The organism is Nonomuraea zeae, assembly GCF_005889725.1.
Lineage (GTDB): Bacteria > Actinomycetota > Actinomycetes > Streptosporangiales > Streptosporangiaceae > Nonomuraea > Nonomuraea zeae.
Window position 1 is genome coordinate 40,872 of sequence record NZ_VCKX01000010.1, and the last position, 20,416, is coordinate 61,287.

Below are 20,416 nucleotides of genomic sequence, written 5' to 3' on the forward strand. Positions count from 1 at the left end.
TCAGCCTTTCTGGCCGACGGCGAGTTCGGCGGTGTGGGTCCGGCCGCGGGAGCCGGCCAGGTTAACGGTAACCGTGGGGGTCTCGCCCGTGCTCACGGAGACCGTGTCATCGGCTCTGATCAGGCGGTGCGCCGGGTGGCCGAGGGCGAGCGTCACCGTGGTCACGGTACGGCCGGGGTCGGACACCGCCACCGTGATCCGGCCCGCCGCCCGCCGGACCAGGACCGCGCAGGGGGCGGAGGCCGACACACCGCCCGCCTCCCCCGCCGCCCAGAAGGTGGCCGCGAACACCTCGCCGCCGCCGGCCGAGCGTCCGTGCGCCCGCACGGCCTGCGCGCTCGCGGTGTTGGCCAGGATCGCGACCCGGTCGAAGTCTCGGGTCTGCCGCGCGGTCGCGGCCGGCAGCAGGATGTACGCGTAGCCCGCCTCCACGGGATTGACCCCGTGGTCGATCCAGAGCGTGGTGTAGTCGCAGGTCACGGGGTCGCCGGTGCCCTTGGTGCTCGGCCCGTCGTTGATCGCCAGCCAGGTGTCGGTGCGCCGTTCGGTGAGCGAGCGCGGTGCCGCCCCGGACGGGAAGACGTACCCGGCGACCCCTTCGAGGTGCGCCCAGCCGTCGCCGACGGTCAGCGGGGCGGCGGTGGCGCGGTTCTCCACCACCGTCTCCACCGTGCGGCCGTCGGAGCCGGTGATCCCCGCGCCCAGGCAGACCACCGCGTCGTCGAGGCAGACCCAGCTCTTCCTGGCGGTGAGCGTGGTGTCCACGGCCATCAGGTCGAGCCCGGCGACGCCGTACCCGCCGACGGTGGCGCCGCCCGCCCAGGCGTTCCGCGGCCGGAAGGTTCCCGTGCCGCTGACGGAGACCGCGGGGTCGCGCGGGCGGGTGTCCACGGTGGTGCCGGCCAGCCGGTAGGAGTTCACCGTCGGCCAGTAGCCGGCGTGGTAGTGGTCGAGATCGAGATGGAGGTAGGTGGCGCCGTCGCCCTGGTACCAGGCCCGGTAGTTCTCGCCGTTGCCGCACTCGTACATCGCGATCCGCTTCGACGACAGGCTGAGCGCGAACGACCAGCCGGGACGGCGGTGCACGACCCTGTCCATGGCCGCGAACACGTGATGCCCGCTCGGCCGCGGCGCGGCGGCGACCGCGGCGTCTCCGAGCACCGCGACGGCCCTGGCGGTGGCGGCGACGTCCGCGGTGTCCAGGAACCTGCCTCGCTCGATCCAGCCCTTCGCCAGCTCCCTGAACCGGGCGGCGTACGGCTCCCCGGCTCCGGCCGCGAGCCGCAGGATCGCGTCCACGGTGTCCCGTCCGGCGTCGTGGTCGCGGTTGAACTGCCGTGACACGGCCCGGCCGCGGACGCTGTCCATCATCAGCCCGTCGTGGATCCACGGCGCGTAGGTCCGCTCGACCGCGTCGAGCACGACGCGCACCGCCGGATCGGTCACCTCCCACGGGGTGGCGCCGAGCAGGCCCAGGATCGCGCTGACCGACTGGAGCAGCACGACCCCGTACGAACCGGTGTAGGCCACCACGTCGTGCTGGATGAACGAGCCGTCGGCGTAGTAGCCGTCGCCGGAGGTGACGTAGCCGAACAGGGTGTTCTTCCCGGCGTCCCGCGTGTCGGACAGGCCGTCGCGGGCGAGTGCGATCTTGTCGGGACTCTCGCCGGCGATGCCGCGCAGGGCCACGATGAGCGCCTTGTCGGCCCGGTTGGCGCCGGTCTCCGCGAAGCCGGTGAGGTTGGTCCGGCGGTCCGGATCGGGGCAGAAGCGGTCCACCACCCGGATCCAGGCCGCCCGCCGCTCGGCGCTGATCGTCTCGTGCATGAGCACGCAGGTGTCCATCAGCGCGCGGGGTGCGCCGATCTCCCAGTGGTACCAGTTGCCGGTCTCGCGCTTGCCCTCGTTGTAGGCCCGCTCGTAGAGGAAGTCGAGGCCGGCGAGGATCTCCCCGGCCAGGGTCTCGTCGCCGTACAGGCTGGAGCCCCGGCTCGCCCAGGCGACGGCGAGCGTGCGCAGGCGCTGGTAGCTGCCCGCGATGTCACCGGACACGCCGGTCAGCGGCAGGTCGGGCCAGAGGAAGGTACGGCCGGTCGCCAGGCTCATCGCCGCCCGCTGGGCCCTCGCGGCGGCGTCCAGCCTGGCCAGCGGCGCGGCGAAGACCGGATCGCGCGGGTCGAGCTCGCCGCCCGTGAGCTGCGCGACCGCCTTGCCCCGCAGGGCGGCGAAGTCGGCGGAGTGACCGGTGGAGAGCCGGTCGAGCAGCGGCACGGCGGCGACCGCTCCGAAGAAGGCACGGCGGCTGGTCATCGCTCGCTCATCCGGGTCAGGTCGGCGTCGGGCTGGGGCAGGCCGAGCGCGGCCAGCTCGGCGTAACCGCTCTCGGGGACGGGGAACGCCCAGGCACGCAGGAAACCGGTGAGGTCGCGCCCGGCGACGCGGCTGAAGTACAGGGCCATCAGCGTGAAGCGGCGGGCGGAGTCCCCCGAGGACGACGCGGGCGCCTCCTCCCTGACCAGCCGGTGCACCCGCGGATAGAAGCCGTCCCCGAACCCGAGCTCGAGCTGCCGGAACGGCACCAGCTTCTCGAAGGCGGCGAGCCCCGCGTAGTCGGTGACGGGCAGCTTGGCGAGCGCTGTCTCGTAGGCGTTGTTGGTCACCAGGTTGGACGGCATGCCGAAGTGCCGCTGCACGGCCAGGCTGTAGATGTTGACGGTGACCTCGGTCAGCTCGCTCGGCCGCCAGGCCATCTGCTGGTGCTGGTGCCCGAGCTCGTGGTAGACGCCCCAGCCCGTGGTCCGGACCTTGTCGGGCAGCAGCAGGCGGGTGGTGGCGTACGGGTCGTAGTAGGCGGTGTAGGCGTGCGTGGCGTAGGCGGTCGACTTGGGGCCGTACTCGGGGCGTACGTTGATCAGGTGCCGTCCGAGCGGGGTCGGCGCGTGCAGCGCGGAGGAGCCGTCGAGGCCGGAGATCGCCGCCTCGACGTCCTCGACCTGTTCCAGGTACGTCAGCAGCTGGGCGTGATCCTGGTCGCGTACCTGGAGGAACGTCTCGCGCCTGACGGTCACGATCATCTGCGGCGAGACCAGCTCCACGAAGGGTGACTCCGTCAGCGTGTCCAGCTGCGACTGGAATTCGGCCTCGGTGGTGCCTTCGGCGGCGAACACGGGTGCGGCGAAGTCCGGCCGCCCTCTCCACGCCGCGCTCGTGGCCACGGCCGGATCGCCGCACCCGCTGCTCGGCGCCAGCACGAAGGTCGGTGCGGGCACGCCTTCCGGCCCGAACCGCACGACCGCCCGCGACCGGCGGTCGCCGACGAACGACAGGTAGACCATGCCGCCGCCCGGGTCGGAGATCGTGTTGACGCCCGCGGCGAGGGGGTATGCGCGCGGGTACCGGTAGGCGGTGTCGGGGTTGGTGTCGGCCGCGCCGACGTGCGCGGCGGGCAGCGCGCCGTCGTTCGCCCGCACCTCCAGCGTGAGCGCGCGGCCCGGCGGCAGGTAGAGCCCGGCCGGTACGAACTCCGTCGTGCGGTAGACGGTCTGCATGCGCAGCCGCTCCGCCTCGGCCGCCGGCCGCCCGCGCAGCACCACGGTCCGGCGCGGGCCGGCGACCGGGGATGCGGCTGGAGACGGGGAGGCGGACGCGGGCCGGGGAAGCAGCGTGACGGCGCCGGCGGCGGCGAGCCCTCCGAGCACGGTCCTTCGGGTGAGGGTCACTGTCGTCTCCTAGTCGGTCAGCGTCGAGGGGTCCGTGGCGGGCGCGGGCAGTCCGAGCTCGGCGACCCGCGCGAGGTACTCGGCCGTCAGCGGAGCGCCCCACCGGGTCCAGAACCCCGCCAGGTCGGCCCGGGCGACCCTGGAGGTGTAGATCGCCAGGTAACCCCAGCGCTTCTCCGACTCCGTGTAGTCGGAGGCCGGCTGCTCGGCGCGTACCAGCCGGTGCAGGCGCGGGTAGAAGTCCTCGCCGAAGGCCAGCTCGAGCTGGCGGAAGGGGACGAGCTTCTCGAACGCCGGCAGCTTGCGATAGTCGGCGGCCGGCAGCTTGCCCAGCGCGCTCTGATAGGGCGTCAGGCCCGTCGTGGCGTCGGGCTTGGTGAGGTTGGACTGCTGGCCGAGCGTGCGCTGAGCGGCCAGCGCGTAGATGTTGACCGTCACCTCGGTGAGGTCGTTCGGCTTGTAGGCCATCTGCTGGTGCTGGTGCCCGAGCTCGTGGTAGACGCCCCAGCCCCTGGTGCGCAGCCCGTCCACGGCGATCAGCCGGTCCAGGTAGGTGCGCGGGTAGGCGGTCCAGCCGTGGGTCGCGTACGCCCCCGCGCCCGCCGGCATCCTGGGCGCCTCGACGAGGTGGAAGGGCAGCGGCGGGCGTTCCGCCTCGGAGAGCCCGGAGATCGCCGCGTGCGAGGCGATGATCGTCTCGAGGAGCCGGAGCAGGGCCGCGTGGTCCTGCTCGCGCCAGGTCAGCGCGCCTTCCCTGGTGATCGAGACGATCGCGTGCCTGGACACCAGCTCGACCTGCGGCGCGGCGGCCAGCGTGTCGAGCTCCGACTGGAAGCCCGCCTCCGTGCTCTTCCCGAGCGTGAAGGTGGGGACGCGCACCCCGCCGGAGCGGAAGGAGACCCTGGCGCGCTGGCCGTCGCCGGTCAGCGACAGGTAGACCAGGCCGCCGCCCGGGTCGGTGATCGTGTTGCCGCCCGCGGCGAGGGGGTAGGCACGCGGGTTCTTGTAGGTGACGTCGGGATGGGTGTCGGGGGCGCCGACGTGCAGCGTCGGCAGAAGGCCGTCGGGGGCTGACACCTCGACGGTCATCGGGGTGCCCGCCGGCAGGTAGACGCGGGTGGGGTGGAAGTCGGTGGTCCTGAGCGCCTGCTGGAGCCTGAGGCGCTCGCTCTCGGCGGCGGGCCTGGCCGTGAGTGTGACGGTGTGCCGCGCGTCGTCGGCCAGCGCCGGGCGGGCCGTCGGCAGAGCCGCGCCGGCCGCGACGCCGGCCGCGACGCCGGCCGCCGCCAGGAAGGTTCTGCGACTGAGGGGGGTCATGTGACGGATTTTGTAAGCGCTTACTATGGCGGTCAAGGGCTTACTAGATCTTTCTGTGGCTTTCTATCCCTGCTCTATGGCCTGATTCGGGATCTGTGCGAGTAAGCGCTTGCTACTTCGGCGGGGCGACCGAGGCTCTGACGACGATGCTCGTGCCGACCTTGGCCGTGGTCTGGACGGGCGAGAGGTAGTCGTTGTCCTCCCCCACGTCCAGGCCGAGCCGGACCGCCTGGCGGCCCATCTCCTCCAGGGGGATGCGCACGGTCGTGAGCTGCGGGCGCAGCTCCTGCGCGATGGGCACGTCGTCGTAGCCCACCACGGAGATCGCCTCGGGCACGGGCACTCCCGCCAGCTCCAGGCCCTGCATCGCGCCTGCGGCCACGGTGTCGTTGGCGCAGAACACGGCGGTGAAGTCGAGCTTGTCGGCCAGCAGCGCCCTGATCCTGTCGTAGCCGAACCTGCGGTGGAGCTGCCCGGTGTGGATCAGGCCCTTGTCGTACGGCAGGCCGCGGAAGCGCAGGGCGCGCCGATGCCCGGCGAGCCTGGCCACGGTGGTGGACAGGCTCGGCGGGCCACCCAGAAAGACGATCTTGCGGTGGCCCTGCGTGATCAGGTAGTCGGTGATCGCGAATGCGCCGCCCTCGTTGTCGTACTCGACGACCCTGGTCGGCACGTCCTCACCGAGGGATGGCCGGCCGCACAGCACGAGCGTGGAGCCGCTGGCGTGCAGCGCGCGAGCCCGTCGCGCGACCTGGGCGGCGTAGGAGCGGTCCTCGTAGGCGCCGCCGACCAGGATCACCGCGTCGGCACGCTGCTCGTGCAGCAGGTCGATCAGCGCCAGCTCCTGCTCGTGGCTGCCCTGCGTGCAGCAGACCATGCAGAGGCGGCCGTGCCTGGTCGCCTCGCGCTCGACGCCGCGGGCGATGTAGGCGTAGAACGGGTCCACCACGTCGTTGATGATGATCCCGACGGTCCTGTTCGTGACCCCGGCCAGCGCCCTGGCGTGGGCGTTGGCCACGTACCCGAGCTCGGCGATGGCCTGTTCGACTCGTTGCCTGGTCGTGGCCGAGACGGGGTAGTTGCCGTTGATCACCCGGGAGACGGTCGCGCTCGAGACGCCGGCGCGCTGCGCCACGTCGGCCATGGTCGCCAGACTCGGCTCGGTCACCGGCACCTCCTCACTGTGGTTGTCGATCATGCCATCCGGTCGAGCTCGCCGCGATGGATCTCGTGCAGCAGCGGCAGCCCGGCGGCGTAGCGGGCGATCTCCTCGAGCGTGGACTCGGCCAGCCTGCCCAGCTCGTTGCCCTGGGCGCCGGCCAGATGGGGGGTCACGAACGCGTTGGGCAGATCGAACAGCGGGTGGCCGGACGAGAGCGGCTCGGGGTCGCTGACATCAAGTATCGCGTCGAGCCGCCCGCTGCGAAGCTCCTTGACCAGCGCGTCGGTGTCGATCAGCCCGCCGCGCGCCGTGTTGATCACGACGGCGCCGTCCGGGAGCAGCGACAGCCGCCTCGCGTCGAGCATCCGATAGGTCTCCCGGCTCTCCGGCGCGTGCAGGCTCACCACGTGTGAGCGCCGGACCAGGGTGTCGAGGTCGACGGCCGTGCCGCCGAGCGCAGCGATCTCGGCCGGGTCGGCGTACGGGTCGTAGACCAGCACCTCGGCGTCGAGGCCGCGGAGCAGCCCCATGACCCGGCGCCCGATCCTGGACAGCCCGATCAGCCCGACCGTGATGTCGCGGGTGCCGAGCCAGGCCAGGCCGGTGAAGTCGCGCTTGGTGCCGTGCTCGCGGTAGCGGTGGGCGAGGGTGAAGGCGCGCTTGGCGCCGAAGACGATGGCGGCGTAGGTGAACTCCGCCACGGGCACCGCGTTGGCGTCGGCGGCGCTCGAGACCCGGACACCGCGTTCGAGCACCGCGGGGTCGAGGAAGGTCTTCACCGTGCCCGCCGCGTGCGCGATGAAGCGCAGGCCGGGGGCCAGGTCGAGCAGGTCGGCGCCGATCATCGGGCAGCCCCATCCGGTGACGAGGACCTCCGCTCCGGCGATCGCGCGCAGCGCGCCGGGAGAGGTCACCTCGTGCAGCACCTGCTCATGGATCTCGGTCAGCTCGCCGAGCCGGCGCAGGGCCTCCTGCCCGAACATCTTCTCGCGAACCCCGGGTGCCATCGCCAGGACGGCACTCGGTCTCAGCCGGGTGTTCGGGAGCTCCACCGGCGCCCTCTCTCTGCCCACGTCCATCTCCTGATAGTAAGCGCGTTCTATACGCTGCAGCGGCACGCTAGGGCTTCACCTGCGTAAAGGTCAAGCAGTGCAGGACGAATAGCGACATATTTCCCGCAAGGACTTGACGCGGACGAAAGCGCTTACTAATTTCCTCGCCAACTGGAAGGACCCAGCGCATGACCACTACCCTCGACGCCCCGCGTGCCGGGGCCGCGTCCGTACACCACGAGAGGCCACGCAGGCTCTCGCTGTGGCGTCGCATCTGGCGCGACCGGGTGATGCTCCTGCTGGCGCTGCCCGGGCTGATCTATTTCCTGGTCTTCCACTACGGGCCGCTGTTCGGCTACGTGGTCGCGTTCAAGGACTACCAGCCCTACATCGGCTTCATCGACAGCGCCTGGGTGGGGCTGCAGAACTTCGTCAGCGTCTTCAGCGATCCCGGCGTCTGGAACGCCCTCGGCAACACACTCAAGATCACTCTCACCCAGCTCGTGCTCTTCTTCCCCGCGCCCATCGCCCTGGCGCTGCTGCTCAACAGCGTGCTCAGCGACAAGGTGCGCCGGTTCGTGCAGAGCGTGGTCTACCTGCCGCACTTCATCGGCTGGGTGATCATCGTCTCGGTGTTCCAGCAGATCCTCGGCGGCGCCGGCGCGCTGCCGAACTTCCTGGAGAGCGCCGGCCTGCCGCGCTACGACATGATGACCGACCCCGACGTCTTCCCGCTGCTGGTGACGTTGCAGGTGATCTGGAAGGACGCCGGCTGGGCCACGATCATCTTCCTCGCGGCGCTGCTCGCCATCAACCAGGACCTCTACGAGGCGGCGGCGATGGACGGCGCGGGGCGATGGCGCCGGCTCTGGCACGTCACGCTGCCCGGCATCACCCCCATCATCATCCTGCTGCTGATCCTCAACCTCGGCAGCATCCTGTCCGTCGGCTTCGAGCAGATCCTGCTCCAGCGCGACAACGTCGGTCCCGACGCGGGCGAGGTGCTGGACACCTTCGTCTACTTCAACGGCGTCAAGGACGGCCAATGGGGTCCCGCCGCCGCGGTCGGCCTGGTCAAGACCATCGTCGGCACCGTCATGGTGCTCGGCGCGAACAAGGTGGCCCACCTGCTCGGCCACGAGGGGGTGTACCGCGGTGGCGACAAGTAACCGGCCCGCCTGGATGGAGCGGCCGTCCACGCCCGGCCTGATACTCAAGGGCGCGATCCTCACCGCCGTCGTCCTGCTGGTGGCCTATCCCTTCGTCGGCGTGATCGGCACCAGCCTGTCGGCGGAGACCGACATCGCCAGGAGCGGCGGGTTCGTGCTCATCCCCACCTCGCCGAACCTGTCGGCCTACTCGACCATCTTCAGCGGCGGCACCGTGACGAGGGCGTTGCTGGTCAGCGTGCTGGTGACGGCCGCCGGCACGCTCGCCAGCGTGCTCGCCACCATCGGCATGGCGTACGGCCTGAGCCGCCGCGAGGTGACCGGCGCCCGCTGGATCCTGATGATCGCCCTGCTGACCATGCTGTTCAACCCGGGCCTGATCGCCAACTTCCTGCTGGTCAAGCAGGTCGGCCTGATCGACACCTTCGGCGCGCTGATCCTGCCGAGCCTGGTCAGCGCGTTCAACCTGGTCGTGCTCCGCTCGTTCTTCATGAGCCTGCCCCGCGAGCTGCTGGAGAGCGCGCGCATCGACGGCGCGGGCGACTTCGGCATCCTCGTCAGGATCGTGCTCCCGCTGTCCAAGGCGGTGCTGGCGGTCATCTCGCTGTTCTACGCCGTCGGCTACTGGAACGCCTTCTTCAACGCCCTGCTCTACCTCGACGACGCGGCGAAGTTCCCGCTCCCGCTGATCCTGCGCACGTTCGTCCTGCAGGGCCGCTCGCTGGAGGCCCTGACGTCCGCCGAGGCGCCCGCCCCCGTCCAGGCGATCCAGATGGCCGTGCTCGTGGTGGCGATCGTGCCGATCCTGCTCGTCTACCCCTTCCTCCAGCGCTACTTCACCAAGGGCGTGCTCACCGGCGCCATCAAAGGCTGACCCCCCCAACCCCAAGGAAGATCCCCATGAGCGAACGCGTCTCCCGTCGCGGTTTCCTGCATCTCGGCGCCGCCACGGCCGCGGGTGTCGTCGCCTCCTCCGTGCTCTCGGCCTGCGGCGCCGGCTCGGCCGCCCCGGCCGCGAAGGCGCAGGGACTCACCATCAAGCTGCCCGCGTACACGCCGCTGTCCAGCGTCCTGACCCCTGACCTCCCCGGTGACGCCACGGGCGTTCCCGAGGGGTATCTCACCTATCCGAAGGAGCTGTTCAGGGCGGTGGCCAAGCCGCCGATGTCGGGCGGGACCGCGAAGATCGCGGTGCAGACGTTCTCGCCGCCCCCGCCCGGGCGCGCCGAGAATCCCGCGTGGCAGGAGGTGGAGAAGCGGCTCGGCGGAACGGCGGACGTGCAGGCGGTCTCCGCGGACGACTGGCCGACCAAGTTCAACACCATGGTCGCCGGCGGCACGTTGCCCGACATGTTCACCTACATCTCCTCCCAGGGAGTCAACAACCTGCCGGCGTTCGTGGCCAGCCAGTGCACCGACCTGACGGCGCTGCTCGGCGGTGACGCGGTCAAGGAATATCCGAACCTGGCGGCGATCCCGCAGGTGTTCTGGAAGCAGGGCATCGTCGGCGGCAAGCTCTACGGCATCCCCGTGCCGCGCAACATGGTCGGCGGGTTCGGCTTCTACCGGGCCGACATGTTCGCCGCGGCAGGCGTCACCGACCTGTCCCAGATCTCCGACCTGGACCGGCTGTTCGAGCTGCTCAAGGAGGTGACCAGGCCCAAGGACAACCGTTGGGGCCTGGTCACCGCCACCGGCGGCGTCTACGGTCTGTCGATCTTCTCGCAGCTCTTCGGCGCGCCCAACGGCTGGCGGCTGGAGAACGGCAAGCTGCTGCACGCCATCGAGACCGAGGAGTACAAGGCCGCCGTCGAGTACGTCCGCAAGCTGCGCGAGGCGGGCATCGTCTATCCGGGCTCGGAGGGGTTCGACCAGCTCAAGCGCAAGAACGAGTTCAACGCCGGCCACGCGGCGCTCGTCTACGACGGACTGCCCGCCTTCCTCGGGCCCACCGGGTTCCTGCAGACCTCCAAGAAGATCGATCCGGCCGCCGATCCCAGGCCCATCACGCCCATCGGGCCGGCCGCCAAGGCGTTCCTCAACAACATCACCGTCTCCATCACCATGCTGAAGAAGAGCGATGAGACGCGGGCGAAGGAACTGCTGCGGGTGGCCGACTTCTTCGCCTCGCCGTTCGGCAGCGAGGAGTACACCCTGTTCAACTACGGGGTCGAGGGGACCGACTACAAGCGCGACGGCAAGGGCGCTCCGGTGCTGACCGAGCAGGGCGGCAGGGACACCGCGGTGCCGTGGAAGATGATCGCGGCGCCGACGCAGGCACTGTTCGACTCCTCCTCGCAGGAGGCGGTGAAGATCATGCACGCCGCGATCAGCAAGATGATCGCCGTGGGCGTCGAGGACCCCACCGTCGGGTTGTACTCACCGGCCAACGAGAACAAGTACGAGTCGCTGTACACGATGCGCACCGACCGCGTCACCTCGATCGTGGCCGGCCGCGCGCCGGTGAGCGACCTCGACAAACTGATCAAGGACTGGCGGGCGCAGGGCGGCGACAAGGCGCGCGCCGAGTTCGAGGAAGCGCTCAAGCAGTCTCCGAAGGTGGGCTGACCCGTGAAGCGCAAATTCGCCTTGCTCGCCATCGCCGCGCTGCTCAGCACCGCCGCGGCCGTACCCGCCGAGCCCTCGCCCGGCTCCCCCGGACTCGGCGACCCGCTCTTCCCCACGCTCGGCAACGGCGGCTACGACGTGCGCCACTACGACGTCTCCTTCGACTTCACACCCGTCACCTACGACTTCTCCGGCTCGGTGCGGTTCACCGCGAAGGCCACCCAGGCGCTGTCCGCCTTCAACCTCGACACCGACGGGCACACCATCGACGCGGTCACCGTGAACGGCGGGCCCGCCACCTGGTCGCTCTCACCCGGCCAGAGCGGGCAGGAGCTGACCGTCACACCGGCCGCGCCGCTGCCCGAGCACGTGCCGTTCGAGGCCGAGATCCGCTTCCACGGCAACGGCAAGGCACCGCGCGCGGGCCTCACGGGCTGGCGCTTCGGACCCGACGGCGGGTTCGCCGCCGCGGCGCAGTCCAGCAGGGCCGACACGTTCTTCCCGGTCAACGACCACCCGTCCGACAAGGCCACCTGGACCTTCCGCGTCACCGCGCCGGAAGGGTACGTCGCCACTGCCAACGGCGAACTGCGCGGTCGCCGGGGCGGCGTCTGGACCTTCGAGGAGCGCGAGCCGATGGCGTCGGAGCTGATCGGAATCGCGGTGGTGAAGGGCACGTACCTGTACGGCGAAGGCCCCCACGCCCTGCCCCTGCGCCACGTCGTGCCCCAGGGCCAGGAGGCCCGGTACGCCCCCATCGTGGCCGAGACCGCGGGCCAGATCGCGTGGGCGGAGGCCAGATTCGGCCGGTTCCCGTTCTCCACGTACGGCATCCACGTCTACCCCGGCTACAGCGACGCCCTGGAGAACCAGACCCTGTCGCTGTTCGGCACCGGCTGGTTCGACCGGCCCGCCTACTCCAACACGATGGTCCACGAGCTCGTCCACCAGTGGTTCGGCGACTCGGTCACGCCCGCCACCTGGCAGGACGCCTGGCTGAACGAGGGCCCGGCCGTCTACTACGCGGCGTTGTGGGCCGAGGAGCATGGCGGCCAGTCCATGACGGACCGGATGCGGGGCGTGTACGCCAAGCTCGACCAGGTCCGGGCCGTGGACGGCCCGCCCGGCAGGCCGAAGGCGCTGGGCGGCTACAACATCTACGACGGCGGAGCCCTGGTGCTCCACGCCCTGCGCACCGAGGCGGGCGACGCCGCTTTTGACCGGATCATGCGCAGGTGGGTGCAGCGCCACAAGGACGGCAACGCCTCCACCGAGGACTTCATCGCCCACGCCGCCGGCACCGCGCACCGGCCCGACCTGGACGGCTTCCTGCGCGCCTGGCTCTACGGCGCCCAGAACCCCCCGCTGGAGGGAATGTGAACAGCGCGATCGCCCTCGCCCTGGTGCTCTCGCTGACACCCGCGACGGCGCCCGGCCCCAAGATCTACCACGCCTCCCCCACCGGCCGGTCCGCGGCCTGCAGCCAGATCAACCCGTGCTCGCTGGAGACCGCCAGGGACAAGGTCCGGCAGGCCGTCGCCGGCGGGATGGACCGCGACGTCGAGGTACGCCTCGCCGGCGGCCGGTACGCCATGGCCGGGCCGCTCGTCCTGGACCAGCGGGATTCCGGGCTGGAAGGGCACACGGTGACCTGGACCGCGGAACCCGGCGCGAGACCGGTGCTCTCCGGCGGCGTGCGGCTCACCGGCTGGCGGCGGCAGGGCCGCTTCCAGGTGGCGCCGGTGCCCGACGGGATCTCCCCCCGCCAGCTCTTCGTCGGCGGCGTCCGCGCGATCCGCGCGCGGGGAGAGTCGTGCCCGGCCTCCGTCTGCGACGCGACCAGGACCGGCATGACCGGCGCGATCGGGAGCGGGGTGGCCGGCTGGAGCGACCCGGCCGGCGCCGAAGCGGTCATCAAGGTCAGGTGGCGTAACTACCGCTGCCGGATCGACCGGGTGGACGGCGACACGATGACCTTCGTCCAGCCGTGCTGGGCGAACTCCGCGAGCGGCACCGGCCGCACCGGCCCCGCCTGGGACTCCACGACGGTCGACTCCACCAGGTACGGCAAGGTCTCCTTCTTCGAGAACGCCGTCGAGCTGCTCGACCAGCCGGGCGAGTTCGTCTACGACCGCACGGCCCGTACCGTCACCTATCTCCCCCGCCCGGGAGAGAGCCTGGACGACGTCGTCGCCCCGGCCACGGAGACGCTGCTGCGCGTGGAGGGGGCGAGCCGGGTCAGGTTCGCGGGGCTGCGGTTCGAGCACGCCGCCTACCGCCAGCCGGACACCGGCGAGGGGTACGCGGGCACGCAGGCGGGCCTCACCCTGACCGGGGCCACCGGTCCCGAGGACCATGCCGGGCGCTACTACACCAAGCCGGCCGCCGCCGTGGTGGTGCGCGGAGGCAGCGGTGTGACCATCGCCGATGCCGCCTTCGCGCATCTGGGCGGCGCCGGGGTGATCTTCGAGAGCGGCACCAAGGACTCGTCGGTCACCGGATCGACGTTCACCGACCTGTCGTCGGGCGCCGTCTACGTCGGCGACACCGAGCCCAACCCGCCGGCCGGCCTGCGGGGCGAGCGCAACACCGTGGCCCGCAACTCCATCTCCTGGATCGGCCGGGAGTTCACCGACGCCGCCGGGATCTGGGCCGGCTACGAGACCGGCCTGCGCGTGGACCACAACACCCTGGAGAAGTTGCCGTACTCCGGCATCTCCGTCGGCTGGGGCTGGAACCAGCCGGTGGCCCAGAGCCCCGACATGCGCGACAACCAGATCACCGGCAACAGGATCGTGGACGCCATGATGGTCGCGGAAGACCAGCACGACGGCGGCGCGATCTACACCCAGGGCCCCCAGCCGGGCACGGTGATCTCCGGCAACTATCTCAACAGGTCCGCCTACGGCAACACCGAGCGTGACGGCAACGGCGTCTACCTGGACGAGCAGAGCTCACACATCAGGGTCGAAGGCAACGTGATCACCCGGGTCGGCTACAAGTGGATCTCCAACTGGGCCGGGTACGGGATCGACAACCTCGCGACGGGCAACTGGACCGACACCACCGCGCCGGACCTGTCGGGGCGGGGCTCGCAGCAGGTGGACAACTTCACGGCGCTGGAACGACTGCCCGAGGCCGCGCTCGAGGTCGCCGCGGCGGCCGGCGCCCGGCCGGGAGCGGTCGAGCAGCTCGAACCCGACCTCGCCCGGGCGGGGAGCGCGAGCCAGTCCGCCACCGACGGGGTCGCGGCCGCCGCCAACGCTCTCGACGGGTCCACCGTGACCGACAGCAGGACCACGTCCGCGGCGGGCTCCTGGTGGCAGGTCGACCTCGAAGAGGTCAGGAAGGTCGGCACGGTGGAGATCTGGAACGACGCGGCCATGACCACCGCCGACGTCCAGGTGCTGGTGTCGAGCACGCCGGACTTCGCCCAGGCGGTGACGGTGTCCCTGCCGGGCAAGGCGCTGCGTCCGTCACTGGTCACGACGAACGCCACAGGGCGATATATCCGTATTCAGCGGGTCGGAACCGGCAGGATCGGGCTCGCGAGCGTCGCGGCCTATGAAGGAGTGTCATGAGCTGGTTCACGGAGGCGCGTTTCGGCCTCTTCATCCACTGGGGGATCTACGCCGCGGCGGCGCGGCACGAGTGGGTGAAGTCGTACGAGCGGCTCAGCGACGAGCAGTACCGCCGCTACTTCGACCACTTCGACCCCGACCTGTACGACCCGGGCAGGTGGGCGGACGAGGCCGTGAACGCGGGGATGAAGTACCTCGTGGTGACCAGCAAGCACCATGACGGGTTCTGCCTGTGGGACTCGGATCTGACGGACTACAAGGCGCGGCGGGATCTGCTCGCGCCGATGCTCGACGCCTTCAGGGAGCGGGGGCTGCGTACCGGCCTGTACTACTCGCTCCTCGACTGGCATCACCCCGAGTTCCCCAACGACCTGTACCACCCGCAGCGGGACGAGGACCTCGGCGACCGCGACATCCGGAAATATGCGGACTACATGCATGGGCAGGTGCGCGAGCTCCTCACCCGCTACGGCCGCATCGACACGATGTGGTTTGACTTCTCCTACGCCGGGCGCGGCTTCGGCGCCAAGGGCCCCGACGAGTGGCGCTCGGCCGAGCTGGAAGGGATGGTCCGCGAACTGCAGCCCGGCATCCTCATCAACAACCGGCTCGGGCTCGGCGGCGGCGACTTCACCACGCCCGAGCAGGTCATGCCGCCCGGCGGCGTGCCCGGGCACCGGCCGTGGGAGGCGTGCCAGACACTCAACGGGAGCTGGGGCTACCACAGGGACAACCACGACTGGAAACCGGTCGATCTGCTGGTGAAGATGCTGGTCGACACCGTGTCCAAAGGCGGCAACATGCTGCTCAACGTGGGCCCCGACGCCCGCGGCGAGTTCGAGCCGCGGGCGATCGAGCGGCTGCGCGGCATCGGGACGTGGATGCGCCTGCACGCCCGCTCCATCCACGGCGCCGGGGCCTCGGAGTTCGAGGCGCCGCAGGACTGCCGCTACACCCAGCGCGGCGACCGGCTCTACCTCCATCTGCTGTCCTGGCCGATGAAGCACATCCACCTGCCCGGACTGGGCAGACGGGTGGCCTACGCCCAGTTCCTGCACGACGCCTCCGAAGTGCCGATCGAAGAGATCGACCCGAAGGAGCCCTTCCACCACTACCTGCGCGGGCTGCCGGAGGACACGCTCACCCTGCGGCTCCCGGTCACCCGTCCCGACGTCACCATCCCCGTCGTGGAGCTGTTCCTGAAGTGAGCAGACGTCTGCGGACCGGAGGCTTCCGGTCCGCAGACGCTCGACGCTGATCCACACCCTCCCCGACCCTGAGGCTTCGCCTGGAGGCCCGCCGCGCGGCCCCGTGCTGTCGGGCATTTTTCCCGCGTGACTCCCATCACATACACTCTGTCCAGCGGTTTCGCGGCGACGACCGGATCCGGCCGGAGGCAGCCGCCCGGTTTCGGCGGAGCGGCGGACGGCCCGGCGAAGAGCCGGCGCAATCACGGCACTCCGTGATCGACACGCGACCTGCCCGGGGGAAGGCACGGCGCCCGGCACTCATATCGCGGCAGCAGGTACTGCATGGTGGTGACCCCGCATGCGGCTCTCCTCGACGCCCGACAGCGCAGGCGACGGAACAAGAGGAAGAAAGATCATGCGAGTTCTCGCGATTCTCATAGTCGGTGCCGCGGTCGGCCTGGCCGGGTGCGGGTTGCCCAACGCGGGCATGACCTCGGACGACCTCACGATCGGCATGTCGGTGTCAACCCTGAGCAACCCCTACTTCGTCCAGTTCCGTGACGGAGCCGAGGCCGCGGCGCAGCGTCACGGGGTCAAACTCACCGTCACCGACGCCCAGAACGACACCTCCCGGCAGACCGCCGACATCCAAAAGTTCAGCCAACGACACGTAAAGGCCATCATTCTCAACCCGGTCGACTCCGCCGCGGCCGCCCCGGCCGTCCAGGCGGCCGATCGGGCCGGCATCCCGGTGATCGCGGCCGATCGTGGTGTGAGCGGCTGCGAAGTAGCGCAAACCGTGACCTCCGACAACGTGGCCGGAGGCAGGCTGGCTGCGCGGGAGCTGGCCAAACAGCTCAGCGGAAAGGGCGATGTGGTCGTGCTCCAGGGCGCGACCGGCACCTCTGCCTCCCGTGACCGCGATCAGGGCTTCACCGACGGCATCGCCGCCCATCCGGACATCAAGGTCATCGCCCGGCAGCCGGCCGACTTCAACCGGGCCAAGGGCCAGAGCGTCATGACGAGCCTGCTTCAGCGTCACCCCGGCGTCACAGGCGTGTTCGCGAGCAACGACGAAATGGCATTGGGAGCGATCAAGGCGCTGGGCAGCAGAGCTGGGCAGCAGGTCAAGGTGGTGAGCTTCGACGGGACGCCGGACGGGATCAGGGCGGTGCAGGCAGGCACGATGGCCGCCACGGTCGCCCAGCAACCCCGGCTGATGGGCTCGATGGCGCTGAACGACGCGATCAAGGCGGCCAAGGGGCAGGCCATCGCGAAGTCGGTGGCGGTTCCCATCAAGCTGGCGACCAAGGCCAACGCGGACGAGTTCTGGACCTTCTGAGCCCCGCGCTCACGAAGATGTCGCGGTGGGCCGCAGGAGGAGCAGGGCGATGTCGTCCATGCGGTGACGGGCGGGCGAGTCGTCGATGAGCGACTGTGCGAGCTGGCGCAACGGCAGGCCGGGGGCGGGGGTGAAGCGATGCGCCAGGCCGCTGATGGCCTCGCCCAGGTCGAGACCGGGTTGTTCGATGAGGCCGTCGGTGTAGAGGGCCAGGACCGAGCCGGGCGGCAGGGCCACCTCGCTGGTGTAGGCGGCGTCGGGGTCGATGCCGAGCAGCAGCCCGGGTGGGGTGTCGATGATGTGTGCGGGCCGGCCGGGGCGGCTGAGCAGGGGCGGCAGGTGCCCGGCGTTGGCCAGGCAGGCGGTGTGCCGTTCGAGGTCGATGGTGAGGTAGATACAGCTGGTGAAGCGGTCGGGGGCCAGCCGGTTCATCAGGCGGTTGGTGTGCGCGAGTACGTCGCCCGGAGGGACTCCGGCGGTGGCGTGGGCGTGGATGGCGGTGCGTACCTGGCCCATGAGGGCGGCGGCGGTCACGTCGTGGCCCTGGACGTCGGCGATGACGGCCGCGCTCCGGGTGTCGCTGAGCTGGATGAGGTCGTAGAAGTCGCCGCCGATGTCCATCCCGGGGGTGGCGGGCACGTAGCGGGCCGCCAGCTCGAGGCCGGGGAGGTGGGGCAGGTCGCGTGGCAGCAGGTTCGACTGCAGGCATTGGGCGATCTGGTTCGTGCTGTCATAGAGCTGGGCGCGCTCGAACGCCTGGGCGATGAGGCCGGAGAGCGCGGTGAGCGCGGCGCGCTCGTCGGTGGTGAACAGGTGCGGCCGGTCATAGGCCAGTACGCAGGTGCCGATCGGCCGGCCTGAGGTGACGAGCGGCAGGAACGCCCAGGCGGACATGCCGTCGGCGCGGATGGCGCCCAGGTAGCCGTGGCGAAGCTCGTGCCAGGTGGAGCAGAACACCGGCTGGCCGCGTTCGTGGTCGCGCGCCGCTGAAGCCTGGTTGATCACCGGACGGCCGTTGAACTTCTCGATGGCCTGCCGGCTGTAGCCGTGCGAGGCGACGACGCGGATGCGGCCGCTGCGCCAGGTGAGGATGGCCATGGCCTGGGCGTTGTGGAGGGGCAGGACGTGGTCGGCGGCGAGGTCGATGACGTCGTGCACGGTGATCGCCCGCGCCAGGGCGGTGGCCAGGTGCAGCGTCTCGTGCAGGCCGAACACCCGAGGACGCCGGGTGCGGCTGGCCGGGTCCGGTTCTGCGGTGTTCGGGGTGATGCGGAGGGTGACGCCCGGCAGACCCGGATAGCACTGGAACAGCAGCTGCCGTCCTTCGGGGTTGCGGGCGGTGAAGTGGGTGGTCTGATGGCTGACGATCGCGGCCCGATACTGGTCTTCGCAGGCCGGATCGTCCACCCACGGCAGCGCTTTGCACAGGCGCCGCCCGATCATCTCCGTCGGTTCGGTCGCGAGCAACGCCGTGGCGGGCGTGGTGACGAGGCTCACCCGGCCGTGCGCGTCGAGGAAGCAGAAGCCCTCGGGCAGCCGGTTGAGGCACTCCACCGCGATGGAGTCGGCAGGGAGATGCGTCCCGCGTGCGGGGTGCGGGTCCAGCACCCGCGGCTGCGGTCCCGCGGTGACCGGCCGGCCTCGCTCGTCGGCCTGCCGGAGCAGCTCACCCATGCGAGCGCAGGCGCTGTCGATGACGTGGAGCTGGCGCGGGGTGAGCCCGCCGGCGCGTCCGGTGGGCCACGCCAGGAGGATCCCTCCCTGCACAGTAGCGTCGGAGCAGATGGGGGCGGCGGCCAAGGCGAAGTGGTACGGCAGGGCGAGCGCTGCGGCGGGGAACCCGCGGGCCAGGGCTTCCCGGCCGCTGAGCCAGATCAGCCGCCGTTCCCGCACCGCCACCGACACCGGCACCTGATCGTTTCTCCGGACCCGGGCCCACGCCTTGGCGATCATGGCGGGAAGGCCTATCGCCGTCTGCATCGTCAGTACGTGGCCGTTGCCGGCGATGGTGTACACCACGCCGATGTGCGCCTCTGCGTCGAAGACGGCCTGGACCAGCAGCTCATCCAGACGAGACGAGTCTTTCGCCACGTCGGGGACGACGGCGTCACGCAGCCGCGCCACCGCGGCACGCCTTGCCCACTACGAGCCCGATCACTACACAAAACCCCCCATACGGGCAGAATACACACCGGAGTGGCGCCGACCGCTCGGGATTCGGCTGGAAGCCACAGAGCCCGAGTATCAGCCGGACGCCCGGCCGGCGCTGCGCGCCACGTGACGGCACGGCGTGCTTTGAGGGCAATGTGGCACGACGTAAGGCAAAGTCCTTTTGACCAGGAACTCACTGGCGGGCGGGAGAAGCGGGCACGCGGCCCTCACCCCAGGTCGGCGAGGTCCTCCGCGGTCAGCTTCAGCGTGCCCGCGGCGACGTTCTCCTCCAGGTGGGCCGGCGAGCCGGTGCCGGGGATGAGCAGGATGTTCGGTGAACGGGCCAGCAGCCACGCCAGCGCCACCTGCGGCACGGTCGCGCCGTGGCGGGCGGCGACGGCGTCCAGCCGCGCGGTGGTGAGCGGCTGGAACCCGCCGACCGGGAAGAAGGGGACGTAGGCGATGCCGGCTCGCGCGCAGGAGTCGACCAGCGGATCGTCGTCGCGCCGGGCCAGGTTGTAGAGGTTTTGCACGCAGGCGATCGGCGCGATCGTCCGTGCCTGCTCAACCTCGGCAGCCGTGACGTTGGAGACGCCCAGGTGGCGGATCAGGCCCTCCTCACGCAGCGCGAGCAGCGTCTCCAGAGGCCCGGCCAGCCCGGTCTGGCTCCGGTCGAGGTCACCCATCCGCAGGTTCACCACATCGAGGCGGTCCACGCCGAGCGAGCGCAGGTTCGCCTCGACGCCGCGGCGCAGGCCGTCGGGGGTCAGGCCGGTCATCTCGTGTGCGGGCAGGGCCAGGTCGGAGCCCTCGACCAGCGCCCCCACCTTGGTCACGATCACCAGATCGTCCGGGTACGGGGACAGCGCCTCGCGGATCAGCTCGTTGGCCGCCACACCGTCGCGGGAGTAGTAGTGGGAGGTGTCGATGTGATTCACCCCGAGCTCCACGGCCCGGCGCAGGACGGCCAGCGCCGTCTCCCGCCCGGGCCGCTCGCCCTTCGGCCAGCCGGTCAGCTTCATCGCGCCGTAGCCGATCCGCGCGACGTTGAGATCGCCGTTCAGTGCCCATCGTTCAGTCGTCACGATCACACACCTTAAGGGCAGCCGTAGCTGGGGCTGCATCTCGTAGGCCGCGCCCGTGCTGCCGGCATCGCCGAGTTCGT

14 protein-coding genes are annotated in these 20,416 nt (G+C 70.6%); 7 read left to right on the forward strand and 7 right to left on the reverse strand.

What is annotated here, in order from left to right; genetic code table 11:
- The 5 genes from ETD85_RS05230 to ETD85_RS05250 form a co-directional block, all read right to left on the reverse strand.
- Positions 1 to 2,310 carry a polysaccharide lyase 8 family protein gene (locus ETD85_RS05230; RefSeq protein ID WP_138688450.1) on the reverse strand — a complete coding sequence of 770 codons (2,310 nt, stop codon included), beginning with the start codon at positions 2,308 to 2,310 and terminating at the stop codon, positions 1 to 3.
- Positions 2,307 to 3,719 (reverse strand): M60 family metallopeptidase, encoded by a 1,413-nt coding sequence (locus ETD85_RS05235; RefSeq protein ID WP_138688451.1) that lies wholly within the window; start codon positions 3,717 to 3,719, stop codon positions 2,307 to 2,309. The genes ETD85_RS05230 and ETD85_RS05235 overlap by 4 nt, the downstream gene beginning before the upstream one ends.
- 9 nt (positions 3,720 to 3,728) lie before the next feature.
- The gene (locus ETD85_RS05240; RefSeq protein ID WP_138688452.1) at positions 3,729 to 5,036 is read right to left on the reverse strand and encodes a M60 family metallopeptidase; all 1,308 of its coding nucleotides are present in this window, start codon (positions 5,034 to 5,036) and stop codon (positions 3,729 to 3,731) included.
- A gap of 112 nt (positions 5,037 to 5,148) precedes the next feature.
- Positions 5,149 to 6,204 (reverse strand): LacI family DNA-binding transcriptional regulator, encoded by a 1,056-nt coding sequence (locus ETD85_RS05245; RefSeq protein WP_206058089.1) that lies wholly within the window; start codon positions 6,202 to 6,204, stop codon positions 5,149 to 5,151.
- A 26-nt stretch (positions 6,205 to 6,230) separates the two neighbouring features.
- On the reverse strand, positions 6,231 to 7,277 hold the full coding sequence (locus tag ETD85_RS05250; protein ID WP_206058090.1) for a hydroxyacid dehydrogenase: 1,047 nt from the start codon (positions 7,275 to 7,277) through the stop codon (positions 6,231 to 6,233).
- Between the two features lie 161 nt (positions 7,278 to 7,438).
- Here ETD85_RS05250 and ETD85_RS05255 point away from each other — a divergent pair, with 161 nt between their 5' ends.
- From ETD85_RS05255 to ETD85_RS05285, 7 genes are all read left to right on the forward strand, one after another.
- Positions 7,439 to 8,419 (forward strand): ABC transporter permease, encoded by a 981-nt coding sequence (locus tag ETD85_RS05255; protein ID WP_206058091.1) that lies wholly within the window; start codon positions 7,439 to 7,441, stop codon positions 8,417 to 8,419.
- The gene (locus ETD85_RS05260) at positions 8,406 to 9,293 is read left to right on the forward strand and encodes a carbohydrate ABC transporter permease (protein WP_240778968.1); all 888 of its coding nucleotides are present in this window, start codon (positions 8,406 to 8,408) and stop codon (positions 9,291 to 9,293) included. Before ETD85_RS05255 ends, ETD85_RS05260 begins: the two co-directional genes overlap by 14 nt.
- A gap of 26 nt (positions 9,294 to 9,319) precedes the next feature.
- Complete coding sequence (locus ETD85_RS05265; protein WP_138688454.1) at positions 9,320 to 10,987, forward strand: extracellular solute-binding protein; 1,668 nt, start codon at positions 9,320 to 9,322, stop codon at positions 10,985 to 10,987.
- Positions 10,988 to 10,990: 3 nt separating this feature from the next.
- On the forward strand, positions 10,991 to 12,367 hold the full coding sequence (locus ETD85_RS05270; protein ID WP_138688455.1) for a M1 family metallopeptidase: 1,377 nt from the start codon (positions 10,991 to 10,993) through the stop codon (positions 12,365 to 12,367).
- Complete coding sequence (locus ETD85_RS05275; protein WP_206058092.1) at positions 12,364 to 14,568, forward strand: right-handed parallel beta-helix repeat-containing protein; 2,205 nt, start codon at positions 12,364 to 12,366, stop codon at positions 14,566 to 14,568. The genes ETD85_RS05270 and ETD85_RS05275 overlap by 4 nt, the downstream gene beginning before the upstream one ends.
- On the forward strand, positions 14,565 to 15,776 hold the full coding sequence (locus ETD85_RS05280) for an alpha-L-fucosidase (protein WP_138688456.1): 1,212 nt from the start codon (positions 14,565 to 14,567) through the stop codon (positions 15,774 to 15,776). Before ETD85_RS05275 ends, ETD85_RS05280 begins: the two co-directional genes overlap by 4 nt.
- A 397-nt stretch (positions 15,777 to 16,173) precedes the next feature.
- Entirely contained in the window at positions 16,174 to 17,100 is a 927-nt protein-coding gene (locus ETD85_RS05285) for a substrate-binding domain-containing protein (RefSeq protein WP_240778969.1), read from the forward strand.
- Between the two features lie 9 nt (positions 17,101 to 17,109).
- Here ETD85_RS05285 and ETD85_RS05290 read toward each other — a convergent pair whose 3' ends face one another.
- Both ETD85_RS05290 and ETD85_RS05295 read right to left on the reverse strand, forming a co-directional pair.
- Complete coding sequence (locus tag ETD85_RS05290; protein ID WP_138688458.1) at positions 17,110 to 19,224, reverse strand: SpoIIE family protein phosphatase; 2,115 nt, start codon at positions 19,222 to 19,224, stop codon at positions 17,110 to 17,112.
- A 254-nt stretch (positions 19,225 to 19,478) separates the two neighbouring features.
- The gene (locus ETD85_RS05295) at positions 19,479 to 20,336 is read right to left on the reverse strand and encodes an oxidoreductase (RefSeq protein WP_170246507.1); all 858 of its coding nucleotides are present in this window, start codon (positions 20,334 to 20,336) and stop codon (positions 19,479 to 19,481) included.
- Between the last annotated feature and the right edge of the window lie 80 nt (positions 20,337 to 20,416).